General features: G+C 74.1%; 15 protein-coding genes. 6 read left to right on the plus strand and 9 right to left on the minus strand.

What is annotated here, in order from left to right; all coding sequences use genetic code 11:
• The first annotated feature begins 9 nt into the window (after positions 1 to 9).
• Genes AB0953_RS23140 through AB0953_RS23155 form a run of 4 tightly spaced genes read left to right on the plus strand, consistent with a single transcriptional unit; the run spans position 10 to position 4,277 of the window.
• Complete coding sequence (locus AB0953_RS23140; RefSeq protein ID WP_366861429.1) at positions 10 to 780, plus strand: chain length determinant protein; 771 nt, start codon at positions 10 to 12, stop codon at positions 778 to 780.
• The gene (locus AB0953_RS23145; RefSeq protein WP_366861430.1) at positions 777 to 2,339 is read left to right on the plus strand and encodes an oligosaccharide flippase family protein; all 1,563 of its coding nucleotides are present in this window, start codon (positions 777 to 779) and stop codon (positions 2,337 to 2,339) included. Before AB0953_RS23140 ends, AB0953_RS23145 begins: the two co-directional genes overlap by 4 nt.
• Before the next feature lie 5 nt (positions 2,340 to 2,344).
• Positions 2,345 to 3,454 carry a hypothetical protein gene (locus tag AB0953_RS23150; protein WP_366861431.1) on the plus strand — a complete coding sequence of 370 codons (1,110 nt, stop codon included), beginning with the start codon at positions 2,345 to 2,347 and terminating at the stop codon, positions 3,452 to 3,454.
• Positions 3,455 to 3,470: 16 nt separating this feature from the next.
• Positions 3,471 to 4,277, plus strand: coding sequence for a glycosyltransferase family A protein (locus AB0953_RS23155; protein ID WP_366861432.1), 807 nt, complete (start codon positions 3,471 to 3,473; stop codon positions 4,275 to 4,277).
• 24 nt (positions 4,278 to 4,301) lie between these two features.
• Here AB0953_RS23155 and AB0953_RS23160 read toward each other — a convergent pair whose 3' ends face one another.
• Entirely contained in the window at positions 4,302 to 5,258 is a 957-nt protein-coding gene (locus AB0953_RS23160; RefSeq protein WP_366861433.1) for a glycosyltransferase family 2 protein, read from the minus strand.
• Positions 5,219 to 7,240 (minus strand): O-antigen ligase family protein, encoded by a 2,022-nt coding sequence (locus tag AB0953_RS23165; RefSeq protein WP_366861434.1) that lies wholly within the window; start codon positions 7,238 to 7,240, stop codon positions 5,219 to 5,221. The genes AB0953_RS23160 and AB0953_RS23165 overlap by 40 nt, the downstream gene beginning before the upstream one ends.
• A gap of 92 nt (positions 7,241 to 7,332) precedes the next feature.
• Here AB0953_RS23165 and AB0953_RS23170 point away from each other — a divergent pair, with 92 nt between their 5' ends.
• Complete coding sequence (locus AB0953_RS23170) at positions 7,333 to 8,028, plus strand: hypothetical protein (protein ID WP_366861435.1); 696 nt, start codon at positions 7,333 to 7,335, stop codon at positions 8,026 to 8,028.
• Between the two features lie 59 nt (positions 8,029 to 8,087).
• Here AB0953_RS23170 and AB0953_RS23175 read toward each other — a convergent pair whose 3' ends face one another.
• The 7 genes from AB0953_RS23175 to AB0953_RS23205 form a co-directional block, all read right to left on the minus strand.
• Complete coding sequence (locus tag AB0953_RS23175; protein ID WP_366861436.1) at positions 8,088 to 9,134, minus strand: glycosyltransferase; 1,047 nt, start codon at positions 9,132 to 9,134, stop codon at positions 8,088 to 8,090.
• Positions 9,131 to 12,430, minus strand: coding sequence for a DUF4082 domain-containing protein (locus tag AB0953_RS23180; protein ID WP_366861437.1), 3,300 nt, complete (start codon positions 12,428 to 12,430; stop codon positions 9,131 to 9,133). The genes AB0953_RS23175 and AB0953_RS23180 overlap by 4 nt, the downstream gene beginning before the upstream one ends.
• 18 nt (positions 12,431 to 12,448) lie before the next feature.
• The gene (locus AB0953_RS23185) at positions 12,449 to 13,564 is read right to left on the minus strand and encodes a DegT/DnrJ/EryC1/StrS family aminotransferase (protein ID WP_366861439.1); all 1,116 of its coding nucleotides are present in this window, start codon (positions 13,562 to 13,564) and stop codon (positions 12,449 to 12,451) included.
• Entirely contained in the window at positions 13,561 to 14,394 is an 834-nt protein-coding gene (locus tag AB0953_RS23190; RefSeq protein ID WP_366861440.1) for an acetyltransferase, read from the minus strand. Before AB0953_RS23190 ends, AB0953_RS23185 begins: the two co-directional genes overlap by 4 nt.
• On the minus strand, positions 14,391 to 15,611 hold the full coding sequence (locus AB0953_RS23195; protein WP_366861441.1) for a DegT/DnrJ/EryC1/StrS family aminotransferase: 1,221 nt from the start codon (positions 15,609 to 15,611) through the stop codon (positions 14,391 to 14,393). The genes AB0953_RS23190 and AB0953_RS23195 overlap by 4 nt, the downstream gene beginning before the upstream one ends.
• A complete protein-coding gene (locus AB0953_RS23200; RefSeq protein WP_366861442.1) occupies positions 15,608 to 16,600 on the minus strand; it encodes an NAD-dependent epimerase/dehydratase family protein in 993 nt (330 codons plus the stop codon). The genes AB0953_RS23195 and AB0953_RS23200 overlap by 4 nt, the downstream gene beginning before the upstream one ends.
• Before the next feature lie 165 nt (positions 16,601 to 16,765).
• Positions 16,766 to 17,878 carry a Gfo/Idh/MocA family oxidoreductase gene (locus AB0953_RS23205; protein ID WP_366861443.1) on the minus strand — a complete coding sequence of 371 codons (1,113 nt, stop codon included), beginning with the start codon at positions 17,876 to 17,878 and terminating at the stop codon, positions 16,766 to 16,768.
• 432 nt (positions 17,879 to 18,310) lie between these two features.
• Here AB0953_RS23205 and AB0953_RS23210 point away from each other — a divergent pair, with 432 nt between their 5' ends.
• Positions 18,311 to 19,198 carry a glycosyltransferase family A protein gene (locus AB0953_RS23210; RefSeq protein WP_366861444.1) on the plus strand — a complete coding sequence of 296 codons (888 nt, stop codon included), beginning with the start codon at positions 18,311 to 18,313 and terminating at the stop codon, positions 19,196 to 19,198.
• Positions 19,199 to 19,397: the final 199 nt, after the last annotated feature.

The raw sequence follows: 19,397 nt of genomic DNA on the forward strand, positions 1-19,397 counted from the left end.
GGGAAGACCATGGATCTCGCGGAGATCTGGCGGGTCATGCGCAGGCGCTGGTACGTCCTGCTGCCCGGGCTGCTGCTCACGGCCGCGCTCGTCGCCGGCGTGTACCTGCTGGTCCCGGCGGAGTACACCTCGCAGAGCACGGTGACGCTCCTGAACTCGAAGAAGGCCACGGTGGCCTTCGACGGCAACCCCTTCCTCAGCACGCAGTCCTCGCTCACCGGAATGGCCGACGGCCTGGCCCGCAACCTCAACTCCGACGCCTCCCGGGCCGAGCTGAAGGCGCAGGGCGTCACCGGGACCTACGAGGCGAAGATCGCCGACAATGCCCAGGGGCCCTTCATGTGGCTGAGCGCCACCGGGACCGAGCCGGCCGCCGTGCTGAGGTCGGACCAGCTGCTGACCGCGTACGCCGAGAAACGGCTGAAGGAGTTCCAGGCCCAGCAGTCGGTGGCGCCGGACGCGATGATCCGGATGGCGACGATCGTCCCGCCGCAGAAGCCCGAGCCGCAGACCAAGACCCGGATCCAGTACCTGGTCATGGCGGGGGTGCTGGGCTTCGTGCTGAGCCTGGTGGCCACCTTCTTCGTCGAGGCGCGCCGCCGCGGCCCGGGCAAGCCCGGACGGCACCGGCCCGCCGCGCCCGAGCCGGCACCGGAGGGGGCCGGGGCGGCCGGGTCCGAGGCGTCCGAGCCCGGCGCGGCCGGGTCCGGCGCCGCCGCGTCCGTGCCGCAGGAGCCCGCCCTGCCGGGCGCCGCGCACCGGACCGGGGGATCGCCGTGACCGGCCCGGCCACCGGCACCGGAGCCGGTACGGAAGCGGGGGCCCCGGCGGCGGCCGCGCCACCGGCCCCGTCCCTGGGGCGCAGGGTCGGCTCGGCCGCCCGCTGGAGCCTGGTCAACACCGTGGTCATGCGGCTCGGCAACTTCGCCACTGGGATCGTCCTGGCCCGCTTCTTCCTCGGCCCCGAGGCGTGGGGCGTCTACGGGATCGCCCAGACGGTCCTGCTCGTCCTGCTCTCCGCGAACGAACTCGGCGTGTCCCTGGCCCTCGTGCGCTGGGAGGGCGACCCGCGCCGGTTCGCCCCGACCGTCCTCACCCTGAGCGCCGCCTCCAGCTGCCTGCTGTACGCGGCGCTGTTCGCGGCGGCGCCCGCCGTGGCCCGGGTCCTCGGCGCGCCCGGGGCCGACGGCGTACTGCGGGTGATGTGCGCGTGCGTGGTCCTCGACGGCCTGGCGCAGGTCCCGGCCGGCTTCCTCACCCGGGAGTTCGCGCAGGGCCGCCGGATGGCCGTCGACGCCGTCAACTTCGTCCTGAGCACCGCGGTCACCCTGCTGCTGGCCGTCCGGGGCTGGGGCGCCATGAGCTTCGCCTGGGGCTCGGTCGCCGGCAACGCCGCCGCCCTCGTCGGCTGCTGCCTGGCCGCTCCGGGCACCCTGCGGTTCGGCTGGGACGCGGTGCAGGCGCGGGCGCTGCTCCGGTTCGGGCTGCCGCTCGCCGGCGCCAGCATGCTCGCGCTCGGCGTGGTCAACGTGGACACCATGGTGGTGGGCTCCGCCCTCGACCAGGCGGCCCTCGGGTTCTACGTGCTCGCCTTCAACATCTCGGGCTGGCCGGTGCGGATCATCTCCGAGGCGGCCCGCCGGGTGTCCTTCGCCGGGTTCTCCCGGCTGGCCGAGTCGCCGGGGGCGCTGGCCGGCGGATTCGGGCGGGCCATGGGCGTCGTCATGACCGGCACCGTGCCGCTGTGCGTGCTGCTCGCCGTCCTCGCGGGGCCGGTGATCGGGCTCGTGTACGGGGAGCGCTGGCTGCCCGCGGCGGGCGCGCTGCCCTGGCTGATGGCGCTGGGCCTGGTCCGGATCGGCTGTGAGCTGGCGTACGACTGCCTGGTGGCCGTCGGACAGCGCCGCTCCCTGATCGGGGTGCAGGGGCTGTGGCTGGTGGTCCTGGTCCCGGTGCTGGTGGCCGGCGCCGGAGCGGGGGGGATCGTGGGCGTGGCGCAGGGGCACGTGCTCGTGGCCGGGGTCGTCGTGGTGCCGGTGTTCCTGCTGGCCCTGCACCGCAGCGGGGTACGGGTGGGGACCGTGGGACGGGCGTGTGCCTGGCCGTTCCTGGGCGGTGCCGTGATGGCCGGGGTGCTCCTCGGCCTGGAGCGGCTGCTCGGCGACGGCGTCCTCGCGCTGCTCGCGACCGCGACCGCCGGCACCGTCTGCTACGCGGTGTGCGTGCTGCCCGGCCGGGGCTTCCTGCGCGGCTCCCCGGCGGGCGGCGCGGCGGGCGGCGTGACCGCGTCCGCCGGTGCGACCGCGTCCGCCGGTGCGGCCGCGGCGGCCGGGGAGTAGCCGCCGTGGCACGCGACCGGAAGCGGCTTGCCGCCTGGCTGGCGGCCGGGCTCCTGCTGGCCGTCGTCCTGACCCTGTACCAGGCGCAGCGCACCGGCAGGGGCGAGCCCTCGGCCGGGCCCTGCCCGCAGAGCGCCCTCGACTGCCCGGGCCCCGGGGCGAGCGCCGCAGCCCCGCCCGCGCCCTCGGCCGACCCGGGCGCCACGGGGACGGCGAGCCCCTCCCCCGCCACGTCCTCCGGCTCGCCCTCCCCCGGCTCCCCCACGGGGCCGGGCGCACCGAGCCCGGCGGGGCCCTGCTCCTCCCCCGGCGCCTGCGGCTTCCCCGACGAGCGCAGCACCGGCCCGCGGACCGGGCTGGAGCGGCACGACACCGGCAACATGTCGGTCAAGACCGACGGCACGGTGATCCGCGGCTGGGACATCAAGGGCTCGCTGGACGTCTACGCCAACGACGTCACCGTCATCGACAGCCGGATCACCTCGGCGAACTGGTGGGGCATCAACCTGCGCCCCGGCTACGGCGGCCTCAAGGTCCTGCACACGACGATCACCGCCGTCCCGGGCAAGGGGCCCGACAACGGCGGCGTCAACTACGCCGTGTCCAACATGGGCACCAGCTCGATCGAGGTCGGCTGGTGCGACATCTCGGTGTTCGGCAACGCGCTGTCCATGGGCCAGGGCGACCTGCACGACAACTACGTCCACGACATCGTCGCCTTCCGCAACCAGGGCGGCGAGTGGCAGCACACCGACGCCGTCATCAGCGGCGGCGGGAACAAGGGCCGCCTCAGCGTGCGCCACAACACCCTGCTGAACCCGGTCCGCGTCGACCAGGGCGCGACCGCCGCGATCGGGCTGTTCGCCGACACCGGCACCGTCTCCTCGGTGACCGTCGACCGCAACTGGCTGGCGGGCGGGGCGTACGCGCTCTACGCGGGCGGGCCGGGCGCGACGCACATCCAGGTCACCGACAACGTCTTCTCCACCGAGTACCACGCGGCCGCCGGGGCGTACGGCCATGCCACCGCCTGGAACGCGGGCGGTGCGGGCAACGTGTGGCGCGGCAACCGCACGACCGGCGGCGTGCCCGTCGAACCCCCGATCTCCCCCTGACGACCGGAAGGACCTCATGCGGCGCATCGCCCGTGCCCCCTGGGAGCTGCTCAAGCGGGCCTTCGGCTGGCTGGTGCTCTTCGAGGCCAGGAACAAGGTGCTGCTCGCCCCGTCGGCGGTGCGGCTGCGCCGCTTCGAGGACGCCGAGACGGCCCGGCTCGCCGCCCTGCTGGGCCGGCCGCCGCACGCCCTGGTGGCCACCGTGATCGCCACGCACCGGCGGCCCGAGGCGCTGCGCGCGGCGGTCCGCTCGGCGCTGGCGCAGACCGTGCAGGACCAGGTGGTCATCGTCGTGGACGACGGAGCGGGGCTGAGTGAACTCCCGGAGGATCCAAGGCTGTTCGCGGTGTCGCTGGTCCGCAACACGGGCACGGCCGGGGTCGTGCGCAACGTGGGGATCCGGCTGACCCGCTCGCGGTACGTGGCCTTCCTGGACGACGACAACCTCTGGGAGCCGGACCACCTCGCTCAGGCCCTGGCCGTCCTGGAGGCGCCCGGCGGGCCCGACGGGGTGTACACCGCGCTGCGCCGGGTGCTGCCCGACGGCTCCGAGCGGGACGTGCTGTCGGTGCCCTTCGACCGGCGCCGGGCCGCGCACGAGGCCTTCCTCGACACCAACGCGTTCGTGGCGCGGCGCAGCCGGGCGCTGCACTTCAGCCGACTGCGCCGGACGCCCGAGGTGCTGCCGCGGGAGGACTGGGAGCTCGTACGCCGCTACGGCCGCCGCCACGAGGTCCGCCACCTGCCCCGGCCGACGGTCCGGTACCTGGTCAACCCGGAGAGCTTCTACACCGCGTGGGACGGGCGGGCGCCCTCCGGGTGACCCGGCTTTCGGGGCGGGGGCCGGTCAGGGGCCCGGGGTGGTGTGCAGCGCGGACGGGCTGGCCAGGGCCCGGGCCGCGGCCCGGTTGGCCGGCCGGCCCAGCGCCGCCCGGGAGGTCTCGCGCAGCAGGACGGCCGCGCGGAAGGCGGCGGTGGCCGCCGCCCCGTGCCGGCGGCCGTAGAGCCGCACCCGGTTGAGGGTGAGCAGCGTCCACAGCCGCGGGGAGACCTGCGAGTCCCCGCCGAGGTGGACCGCCGAGGCCCCGGGTTCGAGCCGGGTGGCGAAGCCGAGGTCGCGGGCGCGCAGGCAGTACTCGGTCTCCTCCGAGTACAGGAAGAAGGACTCGTCCCAGGCGCCGCAGGCGTCCAGGCAGTCGCGGGAGAGGGCCATCAGGGCCCCGGTGGCCCAGTCGGTGACGGTCGCCCGCGCGTACGCCTCCGGGTCGGTCACCAGCTCGCTCCACCGCGGGAAGCGGCCGGCCCGCCGGTTGCCGATCACCGCCTCGCCGAGGGCGCGCGCCACCCGGGACTCGCGGCGCAGCGAGTGCTGGAGCGTGCCGTCCTCCTCGTACAGCAGCGGGACGCTGATCCCGACGCGGCGGCCGCCGGACAGCGGGGCGTCGAGGGCGTCGACGAGGAGGCGGGCGCAGCCGCGCCGCATGCGGACGTCCGGGTTGCAGACCAGGGCGGCCCGCAGGTCGTCGCCGTACCGGGCGGTGGCGGCTTCGAGGGCGGCGTTGACCCCGGCCGCGTAGCCGGCGTTGCGGCCGGTCCGGACGACCGTGGCGTCGGGGGCCAGCGACCGGACGAGGTCCACCGTGCCGTCGGCGGAGTCGTTGTCGGCGACGACCAGGTGCCAGTCGAGGCCGGCCATGCCCTCGGGCAGGGACGCCAGGAACCCGGGCAGCACGCGGGCGCTGTTCCAGGTGACGACGAGGACGGCTACGGGACCGGTACCCGGGACGGGGTGACGGGAGGACATGCGGGCTCCGTGGTAGGGGACTGCGGCGTGGCACGCCGGAGGAAGCCGAGGTGGCTGCCGCCGGCGGCGATCGTCAGGAAGAACATCCCGGCGAACATCGGGAAGCTGAGGGCGTCGAAGGTGGCGCTGCTGACCAGGGCGACGAGGGCCGAGGCGAAGTAGGCCTGGCCGAGCTCGCGGTCGGACTCGCAGGCGGCGAGGCGGCGGACGGCCCCGCCCTGGTGGATCCCGGTGAGGAACAGCGCCAGGAGGGCGGCCAGGCCCAGCAGGCCCATCTCGGCAAGGGTGAGCATGTACTGGTTGTCGGTGAAGAAGTACAGGTCGGGGGTGAAGGTGCCCAGGCCCCGCCCGAACAGCGGGCGCTCCTCGAGGTAGGGCACGATCGCGGTGTACTTGACGGTGCGGGCCTGGGTGCTGCTGTCGGAGTTGGACAGGAACGAGCCGAACAGCGTGGTGATGGTGCCGATCAGGCCGGGTACGAGGACCTTGAAGCAGGCGACCGAGCCCAGCAGCAGGCCGATCGCGGTCCAGCGGCGCTGCGGCTTCCAGCGCGGCACCATCACCAGCACCACGATGAGCGCGCCGATGATGGAGGTCCGCGAGACCGTCAGCGGAAGGGCGCCGCCCATCAGCACCACCGGGCCCCAGCGGCGCCAGGCGCGCAGGTGGGCGCGGACCGGGTCGAAGGCCTGCTGCACGGCGAAGGGCAGCAGCAGGGCGAGCATGCCGCCGAACTCCAGCGGCTGGGCCGTGGTGGAGCGGGGCCGGGTGAACGCCCCGCGGTCCAGGGTGGTGATCTTCGCGACGCTGGACTGGAGGCCGGGGATGCTGATCCGCTCGGCGATGTTGCTGGCGGTGAAGAAGTCGTAGTAGCCGATGGCGGCGACGATCGCGGCCATCACCACCGCCCGCCGCAGCAGGACGTCGAGGCGGGCGCGGTCCTGGATGCCGGCGGTGACGAGCACCACCAGCGAGACCCACACCAGCAGCCCGATCAGGCCGCGGTCGGCCCCGAGGACCTCCTTGTGCGAGCTGCCGCGGACCGCGTCGGCCAGGTACGAGGCCAGGACGGACACCGCGAGCAGCCACATCACGACGCGGGGCAGTCGGGTGCCGGGGGCGGGCCGGACGCGGCCCGTCATCCAGGTGGCCAGGTACCAGAACAGGCCCAGCAGGGCCCACACGTTGGCGGGGGTGCCGACCCCGCCCAGGCCCGGCAGGGTCAGGTTCGAGGGGATGAAAAAGGCCAGGGCCAGGTAGCCGGTGAGGACGGCGACGGCGTCCAGCTGCCGGGTGCGGGGCCGGCGGCGCGGGCGCCGCCCCCTCGGCTGCTGCCCGGCCGCGGCCGCCGCGGCGGCGGCCTCTCGCCGCCGGCGCCGGTACGCCGCCAGGGTCTCCGTCACGAAGGAGAGGGCGAAACCGGCGGTGAAGCCTGTGATCACCACCGCCAGCACCTGCTGGTAGCGGCTCTTCAGCTGCGGTTTGGGGGTCTGCGGCAGCACCACGGGCGCGGTCTGCACGAAGTAGGCGGGCTCCACCTTGGAGGCGGCCTGCAGCGCGTTGAGCTGCTCCCCCGCGAAGGCGGTGAGGGTGCTGGTCTCCTTGAGCACCTTGGCCCGGTCCCGGCCGGTGACGGTCAGCGTCAGCATCGGGCCCGAGGTGTTCGCGGCGAAGCCGACCGTGTACGGGTCGCTCACGCCCAGCCCCTGCAGGTCCCGTGCCGCGTCGGCTCCCGACAGGGTCCTGATCAGCACGTCGGCGGTGACGACCAGTGAACCGCCGGCGTTGGAGATGGGGTTGCCGAAGGCGGGGGCCAGCTCGGCGACGGCCGCGGAGTCCAGCAGGGCCACCGAGCTCTGCGACTGGTACTCCACCGGCACCGACCGGTACAGGTGCAGGCCCGCGAAGAGGCCGAGCAGGGTCAGGGAGGCCATCACGTACCAGCGGCGCCGCAGCACCGCCAGGATCTCGCCGATGCTCACGGTCGCCTCCCCGGCGGCCGGCAGGGAGGTACCGGAACCGATGGCGGGCCGCTGCGCGTCCTGAAAGGATCGGGTGCGACGGAAGGAATCCTGTGTCGCCTGGTGAGTTGTTCCGCACGCTGCGCCGCCGCTGGTACGTGCTCGTGGGCGCGGCCGTCCTCGCGGCGGCCGGGGCCGTACCGCTGCTGCGCCCCGCCCCCGCGTACGTGAGCTCGGCGATCGTGGTGGTCAAACCGCCGGTGACCGGCACCCACCCGAACCAGCTCGCCAACCTCCAGCCGCCGCTGGCCGCGGTCTCCTACGCGGCGGTGCAGCAGCTGGAGGCGCCGGCCGGGGCGGCCGAGCTGCGTGCCGCCGGGGTGCGGGGCACGTACCGGCTGATCCCCCGCAACAGCGGCACCAGCGTCACGCCCCGCTATCTGATCCCCTCGCTCCAGGTGCAGGCCGAGCACCGTGATCCCGGCGCTGCCGACCGGGCCGTGAAGACCGTCGTCGAGGTGTACACCCGGCACGTCGCGGACCTCCAGGCCGGACAGCAGATCCCGGAGGCGGCCCGGATGAGCGTGTCCGTCCTGGTCCCGCCGACGCCGGTCGCGCAGAGCGGCACCAAGAGCCGCGCCCTGGCCGGGGCGGTGCTGCTGGCCGCGGTGTGCGGGGTGGCCTTCGCCCTGTGGACCGACCGCCTGCTGGTGTGCCGGGACCGGCTCCGGCGCGAGGGCGCCGGCGCCGGTTCCGGGAACGCGGGACGGGTGCCGGTACCGGTGCCGGTGGGTGCGCCGGCCCGCTGAGGAGGCGGGCCGGCGCTTCGGCCGTGCCCCGCGGACGGGGCGGTGGTGCGGACGGTCCATCAAATCCCTCGGCGCTTCCAGGACTGCCACCACAGCCACTCGCGGCCCCGGTCGGCGACGGCCGAGAGCACCAGCGGCTGCAGGTACGGCATGGCGCGGGCCCCGATCCGCCTGCGCAGGCGCAGCGCCCGGTACTCGCCGAGCGCGGTGTAGCCCGGGAGGCACTGGGCGGCGAAGGCCTCCAGCTCCTCGACCGGCACCACGGCGGTGCGGCCCCGGTCGTAGGCGCGGTAGGCGCGGCGCAGTGCGTACCGGGCGAGCCGGGTGCGGGCCGCGGTCGAGAGCCGGTCCTTGTCCGGGAGCAGGTCGCCGCACTTGTCCAGGACCGCGTCGAAGGCGACGAGGCGCTGGCGCAGGTCGTCGAGCTGTCCGCCGAAGTCGGTGGTGGACATGTTGTTGCCGTGGACGCGGTAGAAGGCCTGGTCGGCCCCGCGGACGTAGCCGACGTCGGCGTGCGCCGCGAGCCGCATCCACATCTCGATGTCTCCGGCGTGCGGGAGGTCGGGGTCGTAGCCCCCGACCTTGCGCTGGAGGCCGGTGCGGACGACCACCTCGGGCGAGGTGATGCAGCCGGTGCCCTCCCGGAAGCGCCGCTCCAGCCACCAGTGCCCCGGGTAGACCACGGAGCCGGTGCTGCGGGTGCGGGCCGCGGGGAGCGGTCCGCCGTGCTGGAACCGCAGCGGCCTGCCGTAGGCGAAGCCGGCCTCGGGGTGGGCGTCGAGCAGGGCCGCGGCGCGCACCAGGGCGCCGGGGACCAGCCGGTCGTCGGCCGACAGCAGGGCGACGTAGTCCCCGTCGGCCCACTCCAGCAGGCCTTCGTTGTAGGTGGCGATGTGGCCCTTGTTGTGTTCGTGGACGTGCACCTCGATCCGCGGGTCGGCGGCCGCGAGGGCGCGGGCGACGTCCGCGGAGTCGTCGGGGGACGCGTCGTCGATGATCAGGACCCGGACGTCGACGCCTTCCTGTTCGTCGAGGACGCTGCGGACGCAGTCGGCGAGGAAGTGGCCGTACCTGTAGCAGGGGATGACGACGCTGACGGTGCTCACTGGCCGGTCACCTCCGTGGATCCGTCCGCAGCGAGCGAGGCCGGGGCGGTGGTGGTGAAGACGGGGCCGACCCAGTAGTTGACCGAGCCGTAGGTGTTGGTGGGGAAGGCGGCGGAGGCGCCGTACTTGTAGAGGCCGTTGCCGCTGCCGGGGCCGTCGGCCAGGGCGACGAGCGGGTAGGACCGGTGGGCCGCCGTGAAGTACCCGCCGTCGACCGCGTACTTGCCGTTGGGGGCGTGGTAGGAGGCGACGTAGGTGGTGCCGGCGGTGATGGGCACGGGGGTGGCGAAGTGGAGCTGCTGCCATCCGGAGAGGGTCTCGCTGCCGAAGGTGCCGGTGGCGAGCAGGGTGCCGTCGGCCTTCCACAGGCTGCCGGTGTGGGTGCCGGTGTTCCCCGGGCCCTTGTAGAAGGTGATGCCGCTGACGTAGCCGCCGACTGCGGACTGGAAGCGGGTGCCCAGTTCGACGGAGTTGGTGTCGTCGGTGACGCCGGCGGTGGCCGGCTGGGCGGTGGCACTCCACAGGGTGCAGGGGCAGTTCACCGCGGGCGGGCTCGTGCTGGTGGTGAAGTTCCAGGTGACGGGAGCGGCCATGGCGTTGCCCCACAGGTCGGAGGCCTGGACCGATGCCGTGTACGTGGTGTTCAGCGCGAGTTCGGTGGACGGGGTGAAGGTGGCGCTGTTCGCGGCGCCGAGGACCTTGCTGCCCGGGACGGTCGCGCCGGCGGGGTCCTTCAGGGTGAACGCCAGGGTGTCGGCGTCGATGCCCTCGTCGAAGGTGGCCTTCACCTCCGCCGTGATGGCGGTGCCGATCGCCGCGGACTGCGGGGTGGTGGAGGTGACGGTGGGCGGGGTGGTGCTGGCGGTGGCGGTGTCCAGGACTGCGTCGACCCAGTAGTTGCTGCCGTTCGCGGCCGTGGACGGGAACCCGCCGGTCGCGCTGTAGCGGTAGACGCCGTTGCCGCCGTCGGTGCCGCTGCGCAGGGCGGTCAGCGGGGCGAGGCCCGCGTCGGCCGAGGCGAAGGTGTTGTCGAAGGAGTACCCGCCCTTGGGGGCGAAGTAGGAGGCGATGTAGGTGGTGTTGGCCTTGATCGGGACCGGGGAGGAAAAGTTCAGCTGCTGCCAGCCGGACGCGGTCTCGTTGGTGAAGGTGCCCGTGGCCAGGCGCTGGCCGGTGCTGCTCCACAGGCTGCCCGTGTGGGTGCCGGTGTTGGCCGGGGACTTGTAGAAGCGGACGCCGGTGATCGAGCCGGGGACCGAGGAGCGGATCTTCACGCCGAGTTCCACGGCGCTGCCGTCGCCGGCGTTGACGGTGCCCGGCACGGCCGCGGCCGGCCAGACGGTGCAGGGGCACTGCTGGGGTCCCACGGTCAGCGGCACGGTGGTGGTGGCGCCGATGTTGACGCTGTCGTCCACCGCGCGGACCTTGATCTGGGCGGACCCGGGCGTGGTCGGGGTCCACTTGTAGCTCCACGAGCCGACGCCCGTGGCCGCCTTCCAGGTGGTGCCGCCGTCGGTGGAGACCTCGACGCGGGCCACCACGCCGCCGCCGCTGTCGGCGGCGGTGCCGGTGATGGTCACGGGGCGCAGCGCGGGCACGGTGGCGTTGGCCGCCGGGTTGGTGACGGCGACGGCCGGGCCGGTGGTGTCCGTGGACGCGGTCGCCGCGACCAGGTCGCTCTGCAGGGACTTGGGCTGGACGCCCATGTCGGCGAAGACGTTCACCGTCGCCTGCTGCATCCGCTTGTCCTCGGTGACCACCGTGGTGTCGGGGTTGCCGGTGGGCATGTTGGTCAGGCCCCAGGACCACTGGACGGTGGCGGTGCCGAAGACCAGGGCGCGGGAGGTCTGGTCGCGGAAGGCGACCAGGCTGTGGGTGGCGGTGCCGTTGCCGTAGGTGTTGCCGTAGTCCAGGCGCAGTTTGCCGTCGCCGATGTCCACGGTGGTGGAGGACAGCTGGATCTGGCCGGGCGGGCGGGCCGCGTCCTCGACGTCGCTGTCCCACTCGTAGCCGAGGGTGCCGGTCGGGAAGGTGGCGGTCTGGGAAGGGGTCAGGTTCGCGACGCTGGTGTTGCGCCACAGCCGCATCTTGGCGAACTGGCCGGGGACGGTGATGGCGTCGCTGCGGTAGCCGTTGACGCTGAACAGGGTGCCGGTCAGCTGGTTCTCCGGCTGGTAGGGCCGCCCGTTGGCGGCGCTGGCGGGGTCCATGAAGGTGCCGGTCCAGGTGCCGCTGGGGTCGGGGACGCCGTTGGGCTGGGGGAAGGACAGCTTGGTCTCCTTGTAGCAGACCAGGGTCCGGTTGGCGGTGTTGGCGCCGTCGATGCTGGGGGCGAGGCGGGTCTTCCAGAAGATCTCGTTGCCGCTGAAGTACGTCTGGTGGACGCCCGCCTTGCGGGCGTTCAGGGCGTTGGTGAACTGCTCCTGGGTCCAGTACTCGTCGTGCCCGGAGGACATGAAGACCTTGTGGTTCTGCAGCTGGGTCGCCCCGCGGGTCGACATGTCGATGCCGGAGACGTAGCTGACGTCGTAGCCGTTGCGCTCCAGCCAGGACAGCATCTGGAACTCGGAGCCGTAGATGCCGTTCTCGCCGCCGATGTCCATGGGCCGGTTGTAGCTGACCTCGTAGGCCCGGCCGTCGGGGGCGGGGCCGCCGCCGTCGTAGAGGTCCTGGCCGCCGTAGTTGTTGTACGCCTGCCAGGTCTCGTCGCTGGTCTGCACGACGATGTCGGAGTGGCTGGAGTCGTTGCGGACGACGAACGGGTAGGGCATGACCCCGTTGCCGTCGGCCTGGTCGAAGTTGGCGATGTACACGCCGGAGACGGCGTCGGCGGGCACCGTCCACGTCGCGGTGACGGGCCAGTTGCCGCAGTCGACCAGGCCGGTGGCGGCCTTGGTGGTGCAGGAGCGGGGTTGGCCGCCCGGCAGGAAGTTCGCCGGGTAGGTCTGGGCCGCCTGCGCCGCGCTCGACATCAGGCGGGCCCCGTTGCCCCCGTAGTGGCCCAGCCGGTAGACCGAGACGTGGTACGGGGTCGACGATTGGATCTTGAACTGCACGGTCTCGCCCGCCTGGACGCTCATCTGGGCGCTGAAGCCCTTGATGTCGCCGTAGGCGCTCGGCGCGAACCAGTCGGACATCGGTGTGCCCGGCTTGGAGTTCTCGCAGACGATCGCGTTCATGCCGGGACCGCAGGGGTCCGCCGCACCCGCGACCGCGGCCGGAGGGAGGACCGTGGCCATCAGGGCCGCGACCACGGTGAAGAGGCCGTACCTGAGCAGCCTCGTCCGTCTTTTCATCTGTACCTCTTGTCTGTGTCAGCGCAGGGCGTCGGTGAGCGCGTCCACGACCCGCTGCTGCTGGGCAGCGGTGATCTGCGGGAAGAGCGGGAGCGAGAGCATCCGGTCCGCGGCCCGCTCGGCGTGCGGGAAGTCCCCGCGGCCGTGGCCGAGGTGCCGGAAGGCCGCGGTGAGGTGGACCGGGGCCGGGTAGTGCACGCCGGCGCCGATGCCCTCCGCGTTGAGCTTGCCGACGACGGCGTCGCGGTCCGCGCCGTGGACCCGTACGACGTACAGGTGCCAGACGTGGACGTTGCCCTGCGCCGTGACCGGCAGGGTGAGGCGTCCGGCGGCCGCGAGGCCGCCGAGCAGTTCGTCGTAGCGGGCGGCGGCGGCGCGGCGGGCGGCGTTGCCCTCGGCGAGCCGGGCCAGTTTGGCGCGGAGCACCACGGCCTGGAGGCCGTCCAGGCGGCTGTTGAAGCCGGCCGTGTCGTGCTGGTACTTGGCGATCCCGCCGTGGTTGGCGAGCGCCCGGACCAGCCGGGCGGTGTCCTCGTCGTCGGTGACGACGGCGCCGGCGTCCCCGTACGCGCCCAGGTTCTTGCCCGGGTAGAAGCTGGTCGCGGCGATGCCGCCGCTGCCGGGGGTGCGGCCGCCCCGGCTCGCGCCCTGGCTCTGGGCGGCGTCCTCGACGACCCTTGTCCGCCCGGGGAGCCGTTCGGCCAGCTCCGCCGCCGGGGCGCACTGGCCGTACAGGTGGACCGGCACCACGGCGCGGGTGGCCGCGCCGACGGCGTCGAGCGCGGCCTGCGGATCGATCAGCAGGGTGTCGGGGAGGCAGTCGACCAGGACCGGGCGGGCGCCGATGCGGGCGACGGCTCCGGCGGTGGCGATGAAGGTGTTGGCGGGCAGCACCACCTCGTCCCCGACGCCCACTCCGGCCGCGCGCAGGGCGAGTTCGAGCGCGTCGGTGCCGTTGGCCACGCCGATGCAGTGCGCGACCCCGGTGAAGGCGGCGTACTCGCGCTCGAAGGCGCGGACCTCCTCGCCTCCGATGAAGGCGGTGCCGGCCAGCACGCGCGCGAACCCGGCGGCCACTTCCTCCGCGACCTCGGCGTGCGCCGCCTTCAGGTCGACGAGCGGTATCTGGTTCATCCGGCTGTGCTCCCCTTGCGTGTCTGCGGCCTGCGGTCGGCCGTCTGCTTGCCGAGTGCGACCGGTCCCCCGGTGCGCAGTTCCTCCAGGGCCGTGCGGTCCGCCGCGCGCAGCCGGCGGGCCGGGCTGCCGGCCCACACCTCGCCGGGCGGCACGTCGGCCAGGACCGTGCTTCCCATGCCCGTCAGCGACCAGGCGCCGAGCGTGGTGTACTCCCGGACCAGGGCGCCGGCGCCGACGTAGGCGCCCCGTTCCACGCGTACGCCGCCGCCCAGGCGGACCCCGGAGGCGAGCGTGGCGTAGTCGGCCACCGTGTCGTCGTGGGTGAGGACGGTGTGCGGCATCACCGCCACGTGCGCCCCGACCCGTACGGCCGCGGTCAGGGCGCAGTGCGCCAGCAGGACCGATCCGGGACCGAGCACCGAGGACGCGCAGACGGCGGCGGTGGGGTGGACCACCGTCGCGTAGCGGCGCGCGGGCAGGCCGAGGCGGCGCACCAGGCGGGCCCGCACGGCGTAGTCGCGCGGGCTGCCGACGCACACCACCACCGCGGCCTGCGGCAGCTGGTGCACCAGCTCGCTGCCGCCGAGGACGGGCACCCCGTCGACCTCCGTGCCGTGCAGGGCCGGGTCGTCGTCCAGGTGCCCGGCGACCCGCCGGCGCGGGGTGCGGCCCAGCGCCAGGTCGGCGGCGGCCGCGGCCCGCACCGCCTCGGCGGTCTCGCGGGCGAAGCCGCCCGCGCCGACGATCAGCAGGGGTTCGGTGGCCGTCTCGGTCCGGGCGGCGGCGCCCGCCGCGGCCGTCCCGCCGGCGGGGCCCCTCGCGGTCATCCGGCCGCCTGTTCGCGCAGGACCGCCACCACCCGGTCCTGCTGCTCCTCGGTCATGGAGTGGAACAGCGGGAGGATCAGCGAGTCGCGGGTGATCCGCTCGGTGACCGGCAGCGGGGCCGCGCCGTGGCCGGCGTACGCCGGTTCCAGGTGGGCGGCCATGATGCCGCGCCGGGCCGAGATGCCGGCCTCGGCGAGGGCGGCGAGCAGCTCGTCCCGGCCCACCGGGAAGTCCTCGGTGAGCAGCACCCAGTACGACTGGAAGTTGCCCTGGCCGTGCGCGGGGTCGCGGACCGGGCGCAGGCCGGGGATGCCGGCCAGCTGCTGCGCGTACCGGGCGGCGAGCGACCGCCGGCGGGCCACGATCTCGTCCAGCTTGCCCAGTTGGACGAGGCCGACCGCCGCCTGGATGTCGGTCATCCGGTAGTTGTAGCCGACCTCCAGGTAGCTCTCGGCGATCGGCTTGCTGCTCGCGTGCCGCTGCGCCGCGGAGACGTTCATCCCGTGCTCGCGCAGCCGGCGCAGGCGCTCCGCCCATCGGGCGTCGTCCGTGGTGATCATGCCGCCCTCGCCGGTGGTGATCACCTTGCGGGGGTGGAAGGACCAGGCGGCGAGCAGGGCCCCGTGGCCGACGGACTTGCCGCCGACGGTGGCGCCGATGCCGCAGGCGGCGTCCTCCAGCAGGGCTGAGCCCCACTCGGCGCAGGCCGCGCGCAGGGCGTGCACGTCGGCCGGCACCCCGCCCTGGTGGACCGCGAGGACGGCCTTGGTGCGCGGGGTGCGCACGGCGTCGACGGTGGCCGGGGTGAGGTTGCCGGTGGCCTCCTCGACGTCCGCGAAGACCGGGCGGGCTCCCAGGTAGCGCACCGCGTTGGCGGTGGCGATGAACGAGAGGGAGGGCACGACCACCTCGTCGCCGGGGCCGAGGTCCAAGGCGATCAGCGCCAGGTGCAGGGCGGTGGTGCAGGAGCTGACGGCGATGCCGTGCTCGGCCCCGACCCGCTCGGCGAAGGCCTGCTCGAACTCCGCGACGCGCGGCCCCTGGGCCACCCAGCCCGAGAGCACCGCGTCGGCGGCGGCCCGGGCCTCCTCCTCGCCGAGCCAGGGGACCATGACGGGGATGCGGGCGGGCGCGGGCGCGGTCCGGGTGTCGGCCGCGGTCCGGCTGTCCGCCGCGGTCCCGGTGTCCGCCGCGGTCCCGGTGTCGGGGGCGTTCATCGGCCGGCCTCCCCCGCCGCGTCGGCGGCGCGCTCGGCCCGCCACCACTCCACCAGGTCCCGCAGCCCCGTGCGCAGGTCGATGCCGGCGGTGAAGCCGAGCCGCTGCGCGGCCTGCGAGGTGTCCGCGAGGCGGCGGGTCACGCCGTTCACGGCGCGGGCCGGGCCGTGCACCGGGGCCATGCCGTCGGCGCCCATGGCCTCCAGCAGGCCGACGGCCAGTTCGAGCAGGCTGGTCTCGGTCCCGCTGGCGACGTTGAACACCTCGTCGGTCAGGTCCGATTCGGCGGCCAGCAGGTTGGCCCGGGCGATGTCGCGGACGTGGACGAAGTCCATGGTCTGGGTGCCGTCGCCGAGGATCAGCGGCGGCTCACCCGCGGCGATCCGCTCCATCCAGCGGATCAGCACCTCGGTGTACAGCCCGTGGATGTCCATCCGGGGCCCGTACACGTTGAAGTAGCGCAGGGCCACGTAGTCCAGGCCGTACATGGCGTGGAAGCTGCGCAGCATGCCCTCGTTGAAGGCCTTCGCCGCGCCGTAGAAGGTGTCGTTGTTGTACGGGTGGTGGCGCTCGGTGGTCGGGAAGGACTCCGCGAGCCCGTACACCGAGGCCGAGGACGAGGCGATCACCTTGCCGACCCCCGCGGCCGCGGCGGCCTCCAGTACGTTGAAGGTGCCGTCGACCATGACCTCGTTGGCCAGCCGCGGCTCCTCCGCGCACTGGGTGATCCGGATGGCCGCCAGGTGGAACACCAGGTCGGCGCCCTCGGTCGCCTTGCGCACGGCGGCCGCGTCGCGGATGTCGCCCTCGACGACCTCCACGACGCCGCTCGGCAGGGCGCGGGCCAGGTTGGCGGTCCTGCCCCGGACGAAGTTGTCGAGGACGACGACCTCGCGCGCCCCGTTGTCCACCAGCAGGTCCACCACGTGCGAGCCGATGGTGCCCGCCCCTCCCGTGACCAGGATCCTCTTGCCTCGTACGCTGCTCAACGCCTTGCCCCCACTGGTTCGTCATGTCGTGCGGTGTGGTGCCGTGTGCTGTGGTGCGGTGTGCCATCTGCCATGTGCTGTGTGCCGTGCGGCGCGGTGCCGTGCGGTCCGTGGCGATGCGGTGCGGTGTGGTGCCGTGCGGTGCGTTGCTGCCGTGCGCGGTGGTCAGCGCCCGGTGCGCAGTCCGACGACGGCTCCGCGGAACTCCAGGCTCCGGGAGGCGGCCTCGAGGATGTCGAGCACCTGGAGCCCGGCCCGGCCGTCGGTGAGCGCGGGCCGCCCGGTCCTGATCGCGGCGGCGAACTCCTCGACCATGCTGCGCAGGGCCTCCTTCTCGCCGAGCGCGGGCGCCACCATGTCGCCGGTCCGGTAGGAGACGAGCATGTCGCGGCGCTCGTCCTCCCCGATCTCCTGCGGGGCCGTCAGGTCCACGCCGCGGTCGAACAGGGCGATGCGCTGGGTGGGGTTGAGGTCGTCCCAGAGCAGGGTGCGCTTGGAGCCGCCGACCATCGTCGTGCGGACCTTGACCGGGGACAGCCAGTTGACGTGCACGTGGGCGATGGCGCCGGTGCTGAGCTGGAGCGTCAGGTACGCCACGCAGGACTGGCCGGCGCCGATCGGGTCGGCGCCGTGCGCGGCGACCGCGACGGGGCGGACGTGCTCGGGGAGGATGAAGTCGAGGACCGAGAGGTCGTGCGGGGCCAGGTCCCACAGGACGTCGACGTCCTTCTGGACCAGGCCGAGGTTGATCCGGACCGAGTCGAAGAACTGGATGTCGCCGAGCTCGCCGGAGCGGACCAGCTCCCGGATCCGGGACACCGCCGGGGTGTAGCAGTAGGTGTGGTCGCACATGAGCGTCAGGCCGCGCTCCTCGGCCTCGGCGACCAGCCGGAGCCCGTCCTCGTAGGTGGCGGCGAGCGGCTTCTCCACCAGGACGTGCTTGCCGGCGCGCAGGGCGGCCAGTGCGACGTCGAGGTGGGTGCCGGCCGGGGTGGCCACGGCGACCGCCCGGACCTCCGGGTCGGCGAGGACCGCCTCGTAGTCGGAGGTGGCCTGGACCGTGGAGTACCGGCCGAGGACCTGCCGGGCCCGGTCCACGTTCAGGTCGACGAGCCAGCGGAGCCGGAAGTCCGCGCTGCCCTGGAAGTTGCGGACGAGGTTGGGGCCCCAGTAGCCCGCTCCGACGACGGCCACGCCTAACGGCTCGGCCGGCGCCGCCCCTGCGGCTCCGGCGTCGCGCCGGGCGTCCTTCGCGGCGTCCTTCGCGGTGTCCTTCACAGCGTTTCCCTTCCTTCCGCGCACGCCCGGGGGCGTGTCGACAACCATGGCCGGGACGCGTGCGAAGGAAGTGCGCAGGAAACGCCGAGGAAGGCGGTGCCGCCGACGACCGCGGGTCCCGGCGCCTGTGCGCCGGTCCGTCTCCGCCGGGCGGTGGTGGCCCCCCACGACCGATGCCCCACGTGGTGCACGTACTTCAGCCCCCCGGCCGTCCGGCGCCCCTCGCACCGGTCCGGCCACGGGCAGGCGGCCTGTTCCCCCACGCCGCCGAACCCGTTCCTACCCCCAACTGCCCTGCTCCCTTTGGATTCCGGTGCCGTACGGGCACTCCGAATCCGGTCGGGCTGCGTTCAATCTAGACCACCGGGCGTACGGCCGTGGAGAGTTGACGGAAACGGTCGGTACCGGCGTTCGAGCGTGCATACTTCCGGGGTGACCAGCATCGTGATACCGGCCCACAACGAGGGCCGGGTCATCGGCCGTCTCCTCGACGCACTCCTGGCCGAAGGCGGCCCCGACATCGTCGTCGTCTGCAACGGCTGTACGGACGACACCGCGGCGGTGGCGGGCGCGCGCGGACCCCGGGTACGGGTGGTGGAGATCCCGACCCCCTCCAAGCACACGGCCCTGCGGGTCGGCGACGAGCACGCGCACGGGTTCCCCCGGCTGTACGTGGACGCCGACGTCGAGCTCGGGGCGTCCGACGTCGCGGCGCTGGCCGACGCGCTCGCCGCCGGCCCGGAGCTGCTCGCGGCGGCCCCCGGGCGTGACATCCCGCTGGCGGGCAGCGCCTGGCCGGTCCGGGCGTACTACCGCGTCTGGCAGCGGCTGCCGGCCGTGCGCGAGGGGCTGTTCGGGCGCGGGGTGATCGCGGTGACCGAGTCGGGGCACGCGCGGATCGCCGCCCTGCCCCCGCTGATGGCCGACGACCTGGCCGCGTCGCTCGCCTTCGGGCCCGGCGAACGGCGCGTGGTGGAGGAGGCCCGGGTGGTGGTGCATCCCCCGCGGACGTGGGCCGACCTGATCCGGCGCAAGGTGCGGGCGGCGACCTCGTCCGCGGAGCTGGAGAGGTTCCAGGCGGCGCAGGCGTCGGGGCGGGCCGCCGGCGAGGGCGCAGCCGCCGGAGAGGGCGCAGCCGCCCCGTCCGCGCGCACCGGGGCGGGGGACCTGCGGGTCCTGCTCCGGGACCAACCGCGGCTGCTGCCCGGCGTGCTGGTGTTCGTCGTGGCGGCGCTGGCCGCCCGCCGTGGCTCCCGCAGGGCGATCCGCAGCGGGGACTTCTCCACCTGGCTGCGCGACGAGAGCAGCCGGGAGCGCTGAGTCCCACACCCGGCCCGCTCGTGCCCGCGGGCGGCCGGCGTGCCGGTGTCGGTGTCGGTGTCGGTGTCCGTGTCGGTGTCGGTGCCCGTGTCCGGGTCGGTCGATCGGGCCGTACGGCACCCGGATGGCCCGTACAAGCAATAGGGTTCCCCTCGCACGTGCGAGTGATCGAACCCCCGTCCGCCGTCTGCACCGGGAG

This window comes from Streptomyces sp. NPDC046866, assembly GCF_040704625.1.
GTDB lineage: Bacteria > Actinomycetota > Actinomycetes > Streptomycetales > Streptomycetaceae > Streptomyces.

Coding starts and splice junctions, on each gene's coding strand:
- AB0953_RS23140 (WP_366861429.1), top strand. CDS start 10: ATGGATCTCGCGGAGATCTGGCGGGTCATGCGCAGGCGCTGGTACGTC.
- AB0953_RS23155 (WP_366861432.1), top strand. CDS start 3,471: ATGCGGCGCATCGCCCGTGCCCCCTGGGAGCTGCTCAAGCGGGCCTTC.
- AB0953_RS23160 (WP_366861433.1), bottom strand. CDS start 5,258: ATGTCCTCCCGTCACCCCGTCCCGGGTACCGGTCCCGTAGCCGTCCTC.
- AB0953_RS23180 (WP_366861437.1), bottom strand. CDS start 12,430: ATGAAAAGACGGACGAGGCTGCTCAGGTACGGCCTCTTCACCGTGGTC.
- AB0953_RS23185 (WP_366861439.1), bottom strand. CDS start 13,564: ATGAACCAGATACCGCTCGTCGACCTGAAGGCGGCGCACGCCGAGGTC.
- AB0953_RS23190 (WP_366861440.1), bottom strand. CDS start 14,394: ATGACCGCGAGGGGCCCCGCCGGCGGGACGGCCGCGGCGGGCGCCGCC.
- AB0953_RS23195 (WP_366861441.1), bottom strand. CDS start 15,611: ATGAACGCCCCCGACACCGGGACCGCGGCGGACACCGGGACCGCGGCG.